15 protein-coding genes are annotated in these 14163 nt (G+C 40.2%); 6 read left to right on the plus strand and 9 right to left on the minus strand.

Going from position 1 to position 14163, the window contains the following annotated elements; genetic code table 11:
- Positions 1-27 precede the first annotated feature (27 nt).
- A complete protein-coding gene (djlA, locus tag AC5NT5_RS02505) occupies positions 28-894 on the plus strand; it encodes a co-chaperone DjlA (protein ID WP_494513316.1) in 867 nt (288 codons plus the stop codon).
- Here djlA and AC5NT5_RS02510 read toward each other — a convergent pair.
- The 3 genes from AC5NT5_RS02510 to rsuA all read right to left on the minus strand — a co-directional run bounded on the left by AC5NT5_RS02510 (position 877) and on the right by rsuA (position 3380).
- Positions 877-1827 carry a DUF3530 family protein gene (locus AC5NT5_RS02510; protein WP_494513317.1) on the minus strand — a complete coding sequence of 317 codons (951 nt, stop codon included), beginning with the start codon at positions 1825-1827 and terminating at the stop codon, positions 877-879. The two genes, djlA and AC5NT5_RS02510, sit on opposite strands and share 18 nt — an antisense overlap.
- Before the next feature lie 81 nt (positions 1828-1908).
- Positions 1909-2562 carry a bifunctional tRNA pseudouridine(32) synthase/23S rRNA pseudouridine(746) synthase RluA gene (gene rluA / locus AC5NT5_RS02515; RefSeq protein ID WP_494513318.1) on the minus strand — a complete coding sequence of 218 codons (654 nt, stop codon included), beginning with the start codon at positions 2560-2562 and terminating at the stop codon, positions 1909-1911.
- A 119-nt stretch (positions 2563-2681) separates the two neighbouring features.
- Positions 2682-3380 (minus strand): 16S rRNA pseudouridine(516) synthase RsuA, encoded by a 699-nt coding sequence (rsuA, locus tag AC5NT5_RS02520; RefSeq protein WP_200219905.1) that lies wholly within the window; start codon positions 3378-3380, stop codon positions 2682-2684.
- A gap of 59 nt (positions 3381-3439) precedes the next feature.
- Between rsuA and zapE the strand changes: the two genes are divergently transcribed.
- Positions 3440-4549 (plus strand): cell division protein ZapE, encoded by a 1110-nt coding sequence (gene zapE, locus AC5NT5_RS02525; protein ID WP_494513319.1) that lies wholly within the window; start codon positions 3440-3442, stop codon positions 4547-4549.
- A 630-nt stretch (positions 4550-5179) separates the two neighbouring features.
- Here the strand turns inward: zapE and AC5NT5_RS02530 are convergent.
- The 6 genes from AC5NT5_RS02530 to AC5NT5_RS02555 are packed head-to-tail and all read right to left on the minus strand — an operon-like array spanning position 5180 to position 10165.
- On the minus strand, positions 5180-6607 hold the full coding sequence (locus tag AC5NT5_RS02530) for a tetratricopeptide repeat protein (protein WP_494513320.1): 1428 nt from the start codon (positions 6605-6607) through the stop codon (positions 5180-5182).
- A gap of 19 nt (positions 6608-6626) precedes the next feature.
- A complete protein-coding gene (locus AC5NT5_RS02535) occupies positions 6627-7283 on the minus strand; it encodes an energy transducer TonB (protein WP_188162397.1) in 657 nt (218 codons plus the stop codon).
- 1 nt (position 7284) lies between these two features.
- Positions 7285-7689: an ExbD/TolR family protein gene (locus AC5NT5_RS02540; protein WP_002960813.1), complete on the minus strand. Its 405-nt coding sequence runs from the start codon at positions 7687-7689 to the stop codon at positions 7285-7287.
- Between the two features lie 4 nt (positions 7690-7693).
- On the minus strand, positions 7694-8074 hold the full coding sequence (locus tag AC5NT5_RS02545) for a MotA/TolQ/ExbB proton channel family protein (protein WP_002960812.1): 381 nt from the start codon (positions 8072-8074) through the stop codon (positions 7694-7696).
- Entirely contained in the window at positions 8067-9392 is a 1326-nt protein-coding gene (locus AC5NT5_RS02550) for a MotA/TolQ/ExbB proton channel family protein (protein WP_494513321.1), read from the minus strand. Before AC5NT5_RS02550 ends, AC5NT5_RS02545 begins: the two co-directional genes overlap by 8 nt.
- On the minus strand, positions 9392-10165 hold the full coding sequence (locus tag AC5NT5_RS02555) for a DUF3450 family protein (RefSeq protein ID WP_494513322.1): 774 nt from the start codon (positions 10163-10165) through the stop codon (positions 9392-9394). The genes AC5NT5_RS02550 and AC5NT5_RS02555 overlap by 1 nt, the downstream gene beginning before the upstream one ends.
- 217 nt (positions 10166-10382) lie before the next feature.
- Between AC5NT5_RS02555 and AC5NT5_RS02560 the strand changes: the two genes are divergently transcribed.
- The 4 genes from AC5NT5_RS02560 (at position 10383) to AC5NT5_RS02575 (ending at position 14013) form a co-directional block, all read left to right on the plus strand.
- A complete protein-coding gene (locus AC5NT5_RS02560; RefSeq protein WP_494513323.1) occupies positions 10383-12563 on the plus strand; it encodes a TonB-dependent receptor in 2181 nt (726 codons plus the stop codon).
- 88 nt (positions 12564-12651) lie between these two features.
- Positions 12652-13332, plus strand: coding sequence for a Fe2+-dependent dioxygenase (locus AC5NT5_RS02565; RefSeq protein ID WP_002960803.1), 681 nt, complete (start codon positions 12652-12654; stop codon positions 13330-13332).
- A gap of 303 nt (positions 13333-13635) precedes the next feature.
- Positions 13636-13758, plus strand: coding sequence for a hypothetical protein (locus tag AC5NT5_RS02570; protein ID WP_494513324.1), 123 nt, complete (start codon positions 13636-13638; stop codon positions 13756-13758).
- Positions 13759-13890: 132 nt separating this feature from the next.
- Entirely contained in the window at positions 13891-14013 is a 123-nt protein-coding gene (locus AC5NT5_RS02575) for a hypothetical protein (RefSeq protein WP_494513325.1), read from the plus strand.
- Positions 14014-14163: the final 150 nt, after the last annotated feature.

The following is a 14163-nucleotide window of genomic DNA, read 5'->3' on the forward strand; positions in this document are numbered from 1 at the left end:
TCAATTTTTAAGAAGGCAGTATTATAGATGTGGGGAAAAATTCTCGGTTTTTGTTTTGGCTTTATGTTTGGCAAAATATTTGGTGCTATTTTAGGTTTATACCTAGGACATTTATTCGATAAAAGCTTAAAAAATAACTTTGATAAAGCAGGCGGTTTTTCTAGCTTATTTAGTGGTGACGATGTTAACGAGCGCCAAGCTTTGTTCTTTTCAAGCTGCTTTGCTGTTATGGGGCACATTGCCAAGTCGAATGGCCGAGTGAGCGAAATACACATAAAAGCGGCTAACTTGTTTATGGACGAAATGGGCTTAAAGGAGGAAGAGCGCCGCGAAGCACAACATGCATTTCAGTCAGGTAAAGAGAGCGACTTTTCACTTAAAGAAACAGTACACGACTTTAAAGAACGCTTTGCTAAACGAAACGATCTAATACAGTTGTTTTTAGAAATACAAATTCAAATGGCGTTTTCTGACGGGGTATTAGCCGAACAAGAAAAGCAATTATTAGCAGAGGTAAGTAAACAGCTAGGCATTTCTAAAACACACTTTGCATTTGTATTAAAACGTTACCAAGCTGAGTTTAACTTTAGAAAGCAACAACAGCGCTTTAATCAGCAGCAACAAAGCCAAGGTCAAAGTAGTAGTTACCGTGAGGGTTCTGGCCACCATGTACCGCCAAATAATAATATGAACCGTGCGCAAGCATTGGCGTTATTAGGCTTAAATAGCGATGCAACGCAACGTGATATAAAGGTAGCGTACCGTAAGCTTATGTCGCAACATCATCCAGATAAATTAGTATCGCAAGGTTTACCAAAGCACATGATGGAATTGGCTGTTAAAAAGAGCCAAGATATTCAAGCCGCTTATGAGTATTTAAAAAAGTCGGCGTAAAAACCCGTCTATTTCTTTTGATAGGCGTGCGTGTTGATCGGGTTGATCGCGCAGGCCAAACAATTGGCGTTGGCGGTAATCAAACTTTGAATTTCGGTTAACCCAGCGCTGACGATTTTTAAGGCTCATTACAATGTCTGTGCTGTCATTTGCGTAGTAAATATCAAGCAAGGCGGGTGTAACAAGTGACGCTGTTTGGCTCAAACTTTCGTTACGTTTAGTATTAGGTAAGTAACTGCTTAAACTTATAAACGCATCCAGCCTCTCGTCTGGAAAATCTGCATAGTATTCCAGCAACACGCCAGCACTAGTACCTTGTGCAATAACAACTATGTTACTCGAATCTTCCATTGCAGTTTGGTACAGCGCATTAAATCGAGAAATGAGATTTATTTTGTAGTTATCAAGTATGTCGTCAGTTACTTTTTCAATTGCATTAACGTAATGAGGTTCTTCTTTTATTTTTGCAGGCTGTGATTGTGCGCTTGTTGCTGTGTTGGGGGATACAGGTTCATCGGCTTTACTAGGCGCTGTATCTTCTTCATTAGGCGTAGCTTTGGCCATTTTACTTGCTTGCCAATCAATGTCGGGCACTGTCATTGCGTAGGTGCTGTAGCCTAAATTATTAAGCTCTTTGCGCAAGTAGCTCATACCGGAGTTATTGGTTGGTGAAGAGTGCCAATCGGGTATAAGTATTACAATACCTCTAAAATTACTACTCATATATTCGCTGTAAAGGCTTAAAAATTCTGTTTCACCCGCTAATATAGGCTTTATTTCATCACTTGGAAGTAGTCGCTCAATATCGCTATTTTCAATACTTGATAAACTAGGTAGGGCAACATGTTCAGCCGCGCGGATGGGGTTAGCTAAAAGTAGCGCACAGCTGAGCTGTAAATAAAAAGCCCTTTTTAAAAACCGTGTAAATAGCATAACGCACCTAACTAATGACAATTAGTTAGGTATCGGCAAGGTTATCTAAAAGTTTAATAATTTACGAAGTATTTGCGTCGGTTAAAATTCTGGATCAGCTTCAAAAGTAAGTACTTGCTCAGTTACGGGGTGCTTTAATTGCAGCATTTGAGCATGTAACTGTAAGCGAGGAGCCGCAGCAAGTGCCTCTTTATGGGCGTAAAGCCTGTCACCTAAAATAGGGTGACCCAGGCTTAACATATGCACACGTAACTGATGCGAGCGACCAGTGATGGGGGTTAGCTCTACACGGGTTGCATTTTCTTCACGCTCAAGTATTTTAAAATGCGTAAGTGAAGGTTTACCTCTGTCGTGATCAACCATTTGTTTAGGGCGATTAGGCCAATCACAAATAAGGGGTAAATCTACTGACCCTGTTTCAGCCTCAAGGTGTCCGTATATACGTGCGATATAACGTTTCGCTGTTTCGCGCTCTTGAAACTGCATACTTAAATGTCTGTGCGCCGCTTTATTCATGGCAAGGCACAGTATGCCAGAAGTCGCCATATCTAAGCGGTGCACTATTCTTGCTGTTGGAAAAACACGATTAACACGATTAATTAAGCTGTCGGCATGTTTAGGATCTTTACCTGGGACAGTTAATAACTCACTTGGTTTATTAACTATCAGTAAGTCGTCATCCTGAAAAAGTATCGTTAAATACGGACTCATAGGGGGATTGTAGTTAACTAACACGGCCGACCTTAGTAATTTTGAAGGGCGCTATTTTAGTAGAGCAAGCCAACAGGCTCAAGTAAAAGTTTGGCTATATTGTTTTAACTAATAGTCCAAGCCTTAGCTCCTTTGAAGCGCTTTTATAACTTAATTTCTTCGGGTGTTAATAATCGATATTCACCACTAGCCAAGTTTTCATCTAGGGTAATCCCCGCAATCTGCTCGCGATGTAACTCAACCACTTTGTTATCTACCGCGTAAAGCATACGCTTAACTTGATGATACTTTCCTTCACTTATTGATAAACGCAGTCCGTAATTAGCAAGTCGTTCGGCAATAGCTGGGCGGGTTAAATCTTTTTCGTTATGCAGCATGACACCTGTACGTAATTGCTCAAGTGCTTCATCGGTAATAGGCTCTTGAGTTTCTACTAGGTAGGTTTTAAATTTATTGTTTTTAGGCGACGTAATTTTATGTGACCAATCGCCATCATTAGTAATAATAACTAACCCGGTGGTATCTATATCAAGACGACCTGCTACGTGAAAGTCGCTCATATTTGGCTCATCAAGTAAGTCAAAAACAGTTTTATGAAGCTCATCGCTGTTAGCGCATACATAGCCAACAGGTTTATTTAGCATGTAATAGCGCTTACCTAAAAATACCAAAGGCGCACCTTGGTGCAGTACTTCATCTTGCTGGGCTAGCTGAAAATTATGTGATGTGATTACTTCGCCATTAACGCTTACTTCTTTTCGCTTAATACTAGCGCGAGCTTGGGTGCGCGGTATTTCAGCTAAGTGGCTAATAAATTTATCTAAGCGGCAAGGGAATTTCATTTTGGTTCACATTTTTAGTCGGCTACAATGGGCGCGATTATAGCCGATAGTGAAATACCATGACAGTGCAGAGCACACAAATTTTAAGCCTTTACCAAGCAAAAATAGACACAGGTGAACTGTGTTTTGATGCAGCGCAGCAAAATGCGGTGGAAGCTTTAAATACGCTAAGCGAGCAACTTCAAGCTCACACATCATGGTGGCAAAAAGCGCCCTTAATAAAAGGCATTTATTTATATGGACCCGTAGGGCGTGGTAAATCCATGTTAATGGATTTATTTTATAAAAACCTATCTATTGAGCAAAAGCAGCGACTGCATTTTCATCATTTTATAGCACAAGTGCATGCCCAACTTTCGCAGCTACAAGGTCAAAAAAATCCACTAACTCTAATAGCAAAACAGTGGGCTAAAAATATTCGAGTACTGTGTTTTGACGAGTTTTTTGTGAGCGACATTGGCGATGCCATGATTATGGCCAGATTGTTCAATGCGTTGTTTGAACAAGGTGTTGTGCTGGTGGCCACATCGAACGCAAAGCCAGAGCAGCTTTATTACAACGGCCTGCAACGAGCGCGATTTTTACCTACTATCGATTTAATTAATAACCATTGCCATATAATTAACGTGGCAGGGGAGGACGATCACCGCTTTAGATATGGTAAAAACAGCCGTCACTATTTTATTAATTTATCAAATCACGATTTTAAGAATGAGTTTTTAGCTTCGTATCCGGCTGTAACATGCAGCAATACAGTTAGTGTGCATGGGCGCGATTTACCTTATTTATTAAGAGCCGATAACGCCTTGATGATTGATTTTATGGCTCTATGCTCCGGCCCGCGTAGTGCTAACGATTATATGTTTTTAGCAACGCAATTTGATGTGTTATATGTATCGAACGTGCCGCAAATGGGTGCTAAAGCAACGGGTAAAGTTATTGTTCATGGTATAGAAGATAGTTATCAGCGCGAAAAACAAACGCTTGATGAGCACACTTTTGACGACGAAGCACGGCGATTTATTGCCTTAGTCGATGAATTTTACGATTGCCATAAATTGCTAGTAATAAATGCGCAAACCGACATTGAACATTTATATAAAGGTAAAAAGTTGAGCTTTGAATATGCGCGCACGCAATCACGCATAGTCGAAATGCAAAATTGGTAACGCTTTAATATATATTGTAAACGAGCTTGCTCACGCGAAAAGCGCAGCTTTTAATATTTATAACTGATTACTTTGCTTACTTATTGGTTTCTCTAAAGCGAAGCGCACTCTAAACCTCTTTGTGAATAAATCACTTAAGCTCTTATTGCACAAAGAGAAGCAAAAGAGGAGTAAATGAGAAGACATAAAACAATAGTAATTATGTATTTTTACTTCTCTAAAGCGAAGCGCCCTCTAAACTTCCTTGTGAATAAATTATCTAAAAACTTATCGCACAAAGAGAAGTAAAAGAGGAGTAAATGAGAAAACATAAAACAATAGTAATTATATATTTTTACTTCTCTAAAGCGCAGCGCCCTCTAAACCTCTTTGTGAATAAATCCTTTAAGATCTTATTGCACAAAGAGAAGTAAAAGAGGAGTAAATGAGAAGACATAAAACAATAGTAATTATATATTTTTACTTCTCTAAAGCGCAGTGCCCTCTAAACCTCTTTGTGAATAAATCACTTAAGATCTTATCGCACAAAGAGGAGTAAATGAGAAAACATCAAAGCATAGAAATTACGAGCTTTGCTCGTCATGCCAGCAAGCTGTGCTTATACAAGTAAATTTAACCACGGTGTTAAACTTACCCTTCTTGGCGCACTATATTCTCAAGGGCGCGAATATTAGTAATTAAGTCCTGGCGTTGTGGATTGGCTTGTAATGCTTTTCTAAGATGCTTTAGCGCGCTCGGGTAGTCTTTAGAATCAATTGCTATTTGCGATAATCCAAGCCACGCCGATAGTTGGTAATCAGGCAGAGCTTGTGCACGAACATACATAAGTTTAGCTTGGGTAAGTTGACCTTTACTACGATATATACTTGCTAAACTAAGTAGGGCATCACCTAAATTCGGGTTTATTTTAAGTGCGTTATTTAAGCTTTTAAGAGCACGTTTAGTATTACCCTGTTGCATAGCAATTTGTGCGCTGTATACAGAAAACTGCGCTTGTTCATCACGGGGTAGCTGCTTAGTTAATCTTTTTGCGCTGCCTATTAGCTCTTTAGCTAACCCCCATTTTTGTTGAGATACAAGCCAGCCTAAAGTTTGCATCGTGGTATTAATAACCTCAACTTGCTGCTGTTTAGTGGCGTGTTTTAAACCTTGCTTTAATAAACTCACTGCGCGTTCAGTGCTGCCTTCAGTTAAATGCAGCTGGGCTGCTAAAAGCTGGTTACTGGTATCTTTAGGGTTGAGTTTTAAGGCCACTTCAATAGCAGCAAGCGCTTGCTTTTTTTGATCAAGTTGTAACGCTATTTGCGCACGTTGCAGCCAAAGTTCAGCTTTATCAGGGCTTTTATTAAGTAATTCTTTTAGTAATGCACTTGCCTGACTAAAATCACCCGATTCAATTAACGCAAACAATAGACCTTGTTGATATTGGCTTGTTTCTGGCTCTAGCATTAGCGCCTGGCGGTACGCCGCTACTGCGCTCCAAGGTTGGCTATGCTGCACGTGTATATAAGCAAGTTGCGCATAACTTTGTGCATCAGCTTGGCCAAGTTCAATACTGTGAACTAGGTGTGTTTGTGCTTTGTCATACTTTGCTTGTTGCATGTATAAAAGGCTTAAACCTTGGTGTGCTTTTACTAAATCAGGTGAAGCTTTTAAACACGCTAGGTAAGCTAGTTCAGCGTTATTAAAGTCTTTTGTTGAAAGCAGTACTTGTGCACGTAATAAGTTTAAAGCAGTGCTATCTTGGCTTATATCTCGGCCTTTAAATAGCGCCGCAACTTCACTGTAATTACCGGCTTGTAATAGTGGTTGTACTTGGCGAGCAAAACCGCGCTCGGTCGGCTCAATAAGAACCTCTGTAGGGCCTAGTAATTTGTTATTTATAGCCAACTGCCATGTTGGATCGCTAGGCGATAGAGTTACTTTTAGTGGCGCACTTTTCAATGGCGTACTAGCAGCGCTTGCATGCACGCTACTTACACCTAATAAAGGGAGTGAGCACATTAAAGTAGTGATAACTGCGCGAGTTAATGGTTTTAGCGTTTTAAATATATTCATATTTTTCATTTTAATAGGCTTAAGGTTTAAATTCGATTGGCCAAATAAAGCGAGCGCGTACGGTTTCACCTTCTTTTTTAGGTGCACTAAAGCGGCTTTGTTTAATAATTTTGTCGATAGCTGGTTTAAGTTCAGGGTATGGGTTTTGTACTACCTCAATTAAACTTAACTTGCCACTTTCATCAATAAATACATCGAGTTTTACAGTAAATACATCAACACCTCGGCGGGTTAAGCTTTTTGGTAAAACGGCCTTGACGGGAGTAAGTAAAGTGGGGAGACCATCGAGTTGATTTAAGCTAAATGCATCCCAATTTATACTCATTGATTGCCATTGTGGCGCGCTTACTTTTACGTTGGGTGTATCGGGTTTTACAATACTTAAATCACTCTTTATCTTAATTTTTACGGCTTGAATTGACGCGCCTGCACCTTCTACCGCTAAGCTTTGCATTGGCTCATTTGTTTGCTGTTGCGATATAGATGGAGGAGGGGGAGGTGGCAGTGCCACCATGGCAATCTCACGTACAACCACTTTGTCTTGTATATGGTGTTCAGCAAGTTGCCCAAGCCATAAAAGCAGTAATGCAGCACTAAGCACAATGAGGCTAAGGCCAAATGCAAACAGCGGATGGCGATTGTTTTTTGTTTTTTGAAGCGGGTTAATCGTGTGCATATTATTGTTTCGTAGCTAAGTTAACTTGCGCTGCGCCTGCCAGCTTTGCTTCGTCAATTACTTGAACAAGTAATTCAGTAGGTACTGTTTTATCAGCTTGAATAACTACAGGGCGTTGTTGCTGTTTTAACATTTGCTCGACACTACTACGTACACCAGCCACACCAATTTGGCCGCCATCAAAAAATACTTGTTGGTTGTCGGTTATTGCTAAAAATATAACTTGCTGCTCAAGACGACTGGCCGATACGGCTTGTGGTTTATCAACCTCAACGCCGCTTTCGCGCACAAATACGGTTGTAACAATAAAAAATATTAGCAATATAAATACCACATCAAGTAGCGGCGACATATCAATATGTTGCCCCGCTTCTTGCTCTAGCTTGTGCTTTAATCGTGATTGCATAGTGTTACCCTAACTGCTTACTTAACGTATGTAATTTAGGATTACGCTGTGAATATGCTAAGTAAGCTTGCATTAACCACGCGGGAATAGCGCACACAAGGCCCAATTGAGTTGTTAGCAATGCATCACCAATGGCGTCACTCATTAACTCGTTATGGCCCAGCGCCATTACTTTAAATGTATCAAGCAAACCAACAATGGTGCCTAATAAACCAAGTAACGGAAGCGCTGCAGTTAAAATAGAGCTAACTTCTTGCCAATAACCTTTGCGCTGCGCTTGGTATTGTTTAAGGTGCAGTAAGTCATGAAAAATCAGCTGGTATACAAATAAAGCGAGTAAAAGAATACACCAGCAAATAGGGTTACTAACTATTTTTTCAAACATTGTTGTCTCCTTTTTCTAGTTGGCTTAGCTGTAATGCAAAGCCTTCTAGTTGGCTGTAATACGCTTTTGCTTTACGCGATAACAGTGCATTTAAAACGAGTGCTGGTATAGCAACGACTAAACCCAGTTCGGTTGTTATAAGTGCTTGTGCGATACCGCCCGATACAACTTCTGGGTCACCTGAGCCAAACAAAGTCATCATTTTAAATGTTTCGATCATGCCGCTAACAGTGCCTAATAACCCAAGTAGTGGGGCTACTGCAGCCGTAACGGCAATAGCGCCAATAAAGTTATCGAGTTTATGCTTATCATGAATTAACTGATTAAATAATTGATCGTCTCGTACTTGGCCTTTTTCGCTTTGCAGCGTTAAGTTAAATAACTGCTGCTGCATGCCTGCAAATTCACTGCTATTTTCAGCTTTAAAAAATTGCTGTAATTGCATTTGAGAGTGCATTTTAATTTTACTTAAACGCAGTAGTTGCGCGGCTTTTAATAGCGCAATGGTTAGTGCAAAGCAGGCAAATAAAATAATAGGGATAGCCCATAAACCGCCTTTCTCTAGGTGTTCAAGCGGACTTTCTTGTTGGGCTTGGCTAGTCACTAAGTGCGTTAAACTAGGATCAAAAGTAAGTAATGTTGAGCCTACACCGTTTTGCTTTAAAGTATTATCGAGTGGGTTATCGTCACTTGTTGATTGTACTAACGCTACTTTTAATGCATTAGATTCATCATCCAAATTTAATAAACCCATAAGTTTAGGTGTTTGCGTACTAAACCATGCAACAGGCCCGACTTGAAGGGTATTAGCTTGGCTTAATTCGCCATTACTTAGCACAACCGATTGCTTTTTAAACTGTGGATAAAGTGCCTGTTCTTGATTATTAATTTGCGATACAACACGGTTTAATAACTCGTTTTGGCTATTAGCCGACTCGTTACTGCTCGCACTATTGCTGGTATTTTGGCGTACAAAACGGCTAAGTAAGTTTAATTGGTATTGCTGCTGCTGTTGCCAAGTGTCTAGTCGGGTTTGTAACTGATCGAGGCTTAATGTGTTTTCGTCAGCTAGGCGGCGATTAACGGCTGCTTGTTCGCGTAATTTACTGAGCGATTGCTGCTTGGTAAAAATTTGCTTTGCAAGGATTGCTTGCTCTTTTGAAATGCTATTTTGAGTTTTACTTAGAGTACGCTGCGCTGTTTTAATATCACTTAAAATACTTTGCTTAGCATCATCACTGCTAGCTGCAAAAGATATGTTTGCACTAAAAAGTAAAACTGTGGCGCTAAATACTTTAATTATGCTGTTAGTAGCCATTATTTAGCCCCTTGCTGGTTTTTATTTACATAACTTAATATTGGGAGTGTTACCCAATCAGCAGCGCGCTTTTTTTGCTGTACAGCAATACCCAGTGCAACTTGTTCTGCATTAATGCTTGAATCAAACTCCCACTGCCAACCTAAGTCACTTGGAAAACCAATACCTACGTAACTTAAGTCTTCGCTTACAAACCATGCTTGAGCTGCACCTAAATAAAGCTGCTTAACCCATACTTCTTGCCCGTCAGGATGCTTAATAGCCATTTCGTGAATAGAAATACGTTGTTGAAAATCATTAAGTAGAGTCAGCATTTTTAGTGCTGTTTGTAATTTGTCAGTTGTACTGAGTTGTGAGTCACTTAAATCACCGGCGTTTTTCCAACTACTTAAAAGTGGCGGGGGGAGTTGCACTTGTAATGAAAGTAATTGCCCAGAAATATGTGCTAGTTGATCATTTAATTGCTGTTGATCATTTTCAAGTTCTGATTGCTGAGTTACAAGCTGTTCGCGTTTTTGGGCAAGCTCACTGGTGCTTTTTTTTCTACGCTGATTAAGCTCGCTAAGTTGCTGCTGCTCGGCATTAAGAAGCGTTAAGGTTTGCTCCATACTGCTTTTTTGTTCAAGCCAATGAGTATTTAATTCTGTGTTTTGATTTTCTATTTGTAGCCATTTATTAACGAGTTGTTCTAGCTCACTAACAGTGTCGGCTTTTACTGCCATAGTGCTACAAAGCGCGATAACTACGCTAATTGGTTTAATTAAGCTTCGCATTACTTAACAACAATCCTGAAAGTTACGACAAGCAATTACAAGGACGTAATTACTGTTAATTTTTGAGTGTGTATACAATATAGGAATTCACATAACAATGCAATTGATAACAGTTATCGTTTACATTGCGTTGTTTGAGTGGTAGGATTTCGCCGAAATTAAATATGTACCTTAAATTAACAATAGTTAAGTGCTTAATAAAAACTACGGAGTAACCATGAGTAAGCCATCGAATAAAGGAAATGCGTACGTGAAGCCAATTGCAGCGGTTGTTACAGCTACGCTTTCAACTTGGGCAAGTGCACAGGATGTTCAAGAACTATCGGTAACCAAAGCAGAAACTAAAACTGAGTCTAGTTATGTTGTAGAAAAATCAACGTCGCATAAATACACTCAACCGCTACTCGATACAGCTAAAACGGTAACAGTAATCAACCAAGCGGTAATGAAAGACAGAAACGTAGATAGCCTACGTGATGCTTTGCGTAATGTTTCAGGTATTTCTTTAGCAGCAGGTGAGGGTGGCTCACCTACTGGCGATAGCATGTCGATTCGTGGTTTTAGTGCAACAAATGATATTTTTGTTGATGGTATTCGTGATGTTGCAGGTTACACACGTGATATTTACAACATTGAAGCCGTTGAAGTTGCAAAAGGCCCAGGCTCTGCAGTTTCAGGTCGTGGCGCAACAGGTGGTAGTGTTAATTTAGAAAGTAAAAAGGCGAAGTTAGACAACTTTAACGACGTTTCTCTACGTTTAGGTACAGAAAACGATTACCGTGGTCGTTTTGATACTAACATTCAAGTAAACGATACAAGCGCACTACGTATCAATCTTCTTACTGATAAAGGTGATGTTGCAGGTCGTGACCATGTTGAAAATGAAACAAATGCTGTTGCGTTTGCATTTGCAACAGGGCTTGGTACAAACAGCCGTTTTGATTTAAACCTAGAGTATCAACGCCAAGACAATTTACCAGATTATGGTATTCCTTGGGTTTACAGTGATACGCCAGTAGCTGAACTTGCAGATAGTGCACGCTCACCTTCTCCTGTCGACTTTGATAACTTTTACGGTAATATTTACCGTGATTACGAAGATATTGAAGCTTACTCAACAACAGCTCGTTATGAGTATGATTTTTCTCAAAATACTACGTTACGTGTGCAAGGTCGTTTAGGTAAAGTTAAGCGTGAGTCAGTAACAACTGCACCGCGTTATTTCTCGGTTACAACAGACACTGATATTACCTTTGCAGATGAAAAAACACGTGATACTGAAAATTCACTTGCTGCACTTCAAGTTGATTTAATTGGTAACTATGAATTTGCTGGCTTTACTCACGACGTAGTAGTGGGTGTTGAACTTGCAAATGAAACGTTTACACGCCATAACTTTGTTGCAACTACGCCTGATAACCTAATTGAAGATGGAATACGTAACGACTTATACAACCCTGATGCAACAATTGCATTTACGGGTGTGTACGGCCGTGACGGTACAAGCATTGAAGCTAAAGCTAAAAACCAAGCTATTTATGCATTTGATACAGTGACGCTTAACAAGCAATGGGAAGTTACAGGTGGAATTCGCTTTGATAGCTTCACTACGGATTATCACAACGATTACAATGATCCAAGCGCTTTAATTTCTACAAGTGACGACTTATTTAGCTGGAATGCTGCAGTAGTTTATAAACCTACAGAAAACGGCAGTGTATATTTAGGCGCAGGTAATTCATTTAACCCATCGGCGGAAAGCCTAACGGTATCTACGCGTTCAAATGCAGCTGATTTAGACGCAGAAGAAAGCCGCAGTTATGAATTAGGAACTAAATGGAGCCTAATGGATGGTCGCCTGCAAACTAATGCTGCACTTTTCCGTACTGAAAAAACCAATGCCCGTACTGATGACCCATTTGCAGATAGCTCAAGTGACGAAATACTCGGTGGTGAACAGCGTGTACAAGGTTTAGAGCTTTCAGCAACGGGCCTAATTACTAAAGAGTGGACTGTAATTGCTTCATACACTTACCAAGATAGCGAAGTAACTAAAGCATTAGGCGACGACGCAACACAAATTGGTAACGAGCTTGCACGTACGCCTAAAAATAGCGCGAGTGTTTGGACTACGTACGATATGTCGGATAAGTTATCGTTTGGTTTAGGTGCGCAGTATGTAGGTGAGCGTTACAACGGCACTACGTCAACACGCTCTCGTGCGCCAGGTTATACTATTTTTGACCTGATGGTTGCGTATGAAATATCAAAAGATTTGAGCCTGCAGCTTAATGGTGAAAACCTAGGTGATAAAGATTACGTTGATCAGTTAGGTGGTGGACACTTTGTACCAGGTGATGGTCGTAAGTTTAGTTTAACAGCGAGCTACTCTTTTTAATTTAAAAAAAATTAAAAAATAAAAGTAAGCATAAGGGCAGGCCTATTACCTGCCCTTAATTATTTGATGAAAATGTGAGAGGGCGCACATGATAGTTAAAATTCCAGAGCTATTAACGAAAGAAGAAGTGGCGTATTGCCATGAGGTTTTGCTTAAAGCGCAGTGGGCCGATGGCAGTATTACCGCAGGTCATCAATCAACCAAAGCAAAAAATAACTTACAGCTACCTGAAAATAGTCCTGAATGCCAAGAGCTTGGCGATATTATTATGGCAGCACTTGCGCGTAGTAATTTGTTTATGTCGGCAGCACTTCCTGCAAAAATTTTTCCTCCGTTATTTAATTGCTATCAAGGCGGGCAATCGTTTGGTGTACATGTAGATAATGCAATTAGACAAGTGCCGGGTACGCCAGTAAAAATTCGTACAGATGTATCAATGACGTTATTTATTAACGACCCCGAAGACTATGAGGGCGGTGAACTTGTTATTGAAGACACTTATGGCTCACACAGTGTAAAGCTGCCCGCAGGCAGTATGGTGTTATACCCTTCAACGAGTTTACATCGTGTAATGCCAGTAACGAGTGGGCGCAGATTAGCCTCATTTTTTTGGCTGCAAAGCATGGTAAACAGCGACGAAAAACGTGGTTTGTTATTTGATTTAGATATGTCGATTCAAAGTTTGCGCAGCAAAGTAGAAGATAGCCCAGAGATTATTCAATTAACAGGTGTGTACCATAACTTACTAAGACAGTGGGCACAGACATAACGAATATACTCGTTATTAAATACTGGATATAAGTATTTAAATATAAGTAATTAAAAGCTGCGCTTTTCGCGAGAGAAAGCGCTACGCCTACAGCCAAAACTTAACGCTATGGTTTAATTACCTGTAGATGCGCAGCTTGCTGGCGTGACGCGCGAAGCTCGTAATTTCTAGGTTTTGGTTTCTTCTCATTTATTCCTCTTTTACTTCTCTTTGTGCAATAAGATTTTAAGTGATTTATTCACAAAGAGGTTAAGAGGGCGCTGCGCTTTAGAGAAGCCAGAAGTAGGTAACAAGCAGTTTTAAATGTTAAAAGTTGCGCTTTTCGCGTGGCAAGCGCTACGCTTACAACCAAAACTTAACGCTGTGGTTAAATTACCTGTAGACGCGCAGCTTGCTGGCGTGACGCGCGAAGCTCGTAATTTCTAGGTTTTGGTTTCTTCTCATTTATTCCTCTTTTACTTCTCTTTGTGCAATAAGGTTTTAAGTGATTTATTCACAAAGAGGTTAAGAGGGCGCTGCGCTTTAGAGAAGCCAGAAGTAGGTAACAAGCAGTTTTAAATGTTAAAAGTTGCGCTTTTCGCGTGGCAAGCGCTACGCTTACAGCCAAAACTTAACGCTGTGGTTAAATTACCTGTAGACGCGCAGCTTGCTGGCGTAACGAGCGAAGCTCGTAATTTCTAGGTTTTGGTTTCTTCTCATTTATTCCTCTTTTACTTCTCTTTGTGCAATAAGGTTTTAAGTGATTTATTCACAAAGAGGCTAAGAGGGCGCTGCGCTTTAGAGAAGTAAAAAGTAAGTAACAATCAATTTTAAAAGCTGCGCTTTTCGCGT

It is taken from the genome of Pseudoalteromonas sp. J2K-J599 (assembly GCF_059295115.2).

What these genes read in the sequence shown, in the direction of transcription:
- djlA (WP_494513316.1), top strand. Translation starts at nt 28, where the DNA reads ATGTGGGGAAAAATTCTCGGTTTTTGTTTTGGCTTTATGTTTGGCAAA.
- AC5NT5_RS02510 (WP_494513317.1), bottom strand. Translation starts at nt 1,827, where the DNA reads ATGCTATTTACACGGTTTTTAAAAAGGGCTTTTTATTTACAGCTCAGC.
- rsuA (WP_200219905.1), bottom strand. Translation starts at nt 3,380, where the DNA reads ATGAAATTCCCTTGCCGCTTAGATAAATTTATTAGCCACTTAGCTGAA.
- zapE (WP_494513319.1), top strand. Translation starts at nt 3,440, where the DNA reads ATGACAGTGCAGAGCACACAAATTTTAAGCCTTTACCAAGCAAAAATA.
- AC5NT5_RS02530 (WP_494513320.1), bottom strand. Translation starts at nt 6,607, where the DNA reads ATGAATATATTTAAAACGCTAAAACCATTAACTCGCGCAGTTATCACT.
- AC5NT5_RS02535 (WP_188162397.1), bottom strand. Translation starts at nt 7,283, where the DNA reads ATGCACACGATTAACCCGCTTCAAAAAACAAAAAACAATCGCCATCCG.
- AC5NT5_RS02540 (WP_002960813.1), bottom strand. Translation starts at nt 7,689, where the DNA reads ATGCAATCACGATTAAAGCACAAGCTAGAGCAAGAAGCGGGGCAACAT.
- AC5NT5_RS02545 (WP_002960812.1), bottom strand. Translation starts at nt 8,074, where the DNA reads ATGTTTGAAAAAATAGTTAGTAACCCTATTTGCTGGTGTATTCTTTTA.
- AC5NT5_RS02550 (WP_494513321.1), bottom strand. Translation starts at nt 9,392, where the DNA reads ATGGCTACTAACAGCATAATTAAAGTATTTAGCGCCACAGTTTTACTT.
- AC5NT5_RS02555 (WP_494513322.1), bottom strand. Translation starts at nt 10,165, where the DNA reads ATGCGAAGCTTAATTAAACCAATTAGCGTAGTTATCGCGCTTTGTAGC.
- AC5NT5_RS02560 (WP_494513323.1), top strand. Translation starts at nt 10,383, where the DNA reads ATGAGTAAGCCATCGAATAAAGGAAATGCGTACGTGAAGCCAATTGCA.
- AC5NT5_RS02565 (WP_002960803.1), top strand. Translation starts at nt 12,652, where the DNA reads ATGATAGTTAAAATTCCAGAGCTATTAACGAAAGAAGAAGTGGCGTAT.
- AC5NT5_RS02570 (WP_494513324.1), top strand. Translation starts at nt 13,636, where the DNA reads ATGTTAAAAGTTGCGCTTTTCGCGTGGCAAGCGCTACGCTTACAACCA.
- AC5NT5_RS02575 (WP_494513325.1), top strand. Translation starts at nt 13,891, where the DNA reads ATGTTAAAAGTTGCGCTTTTCGCGTGGCAAGCGCTACGCTTACAGCCA.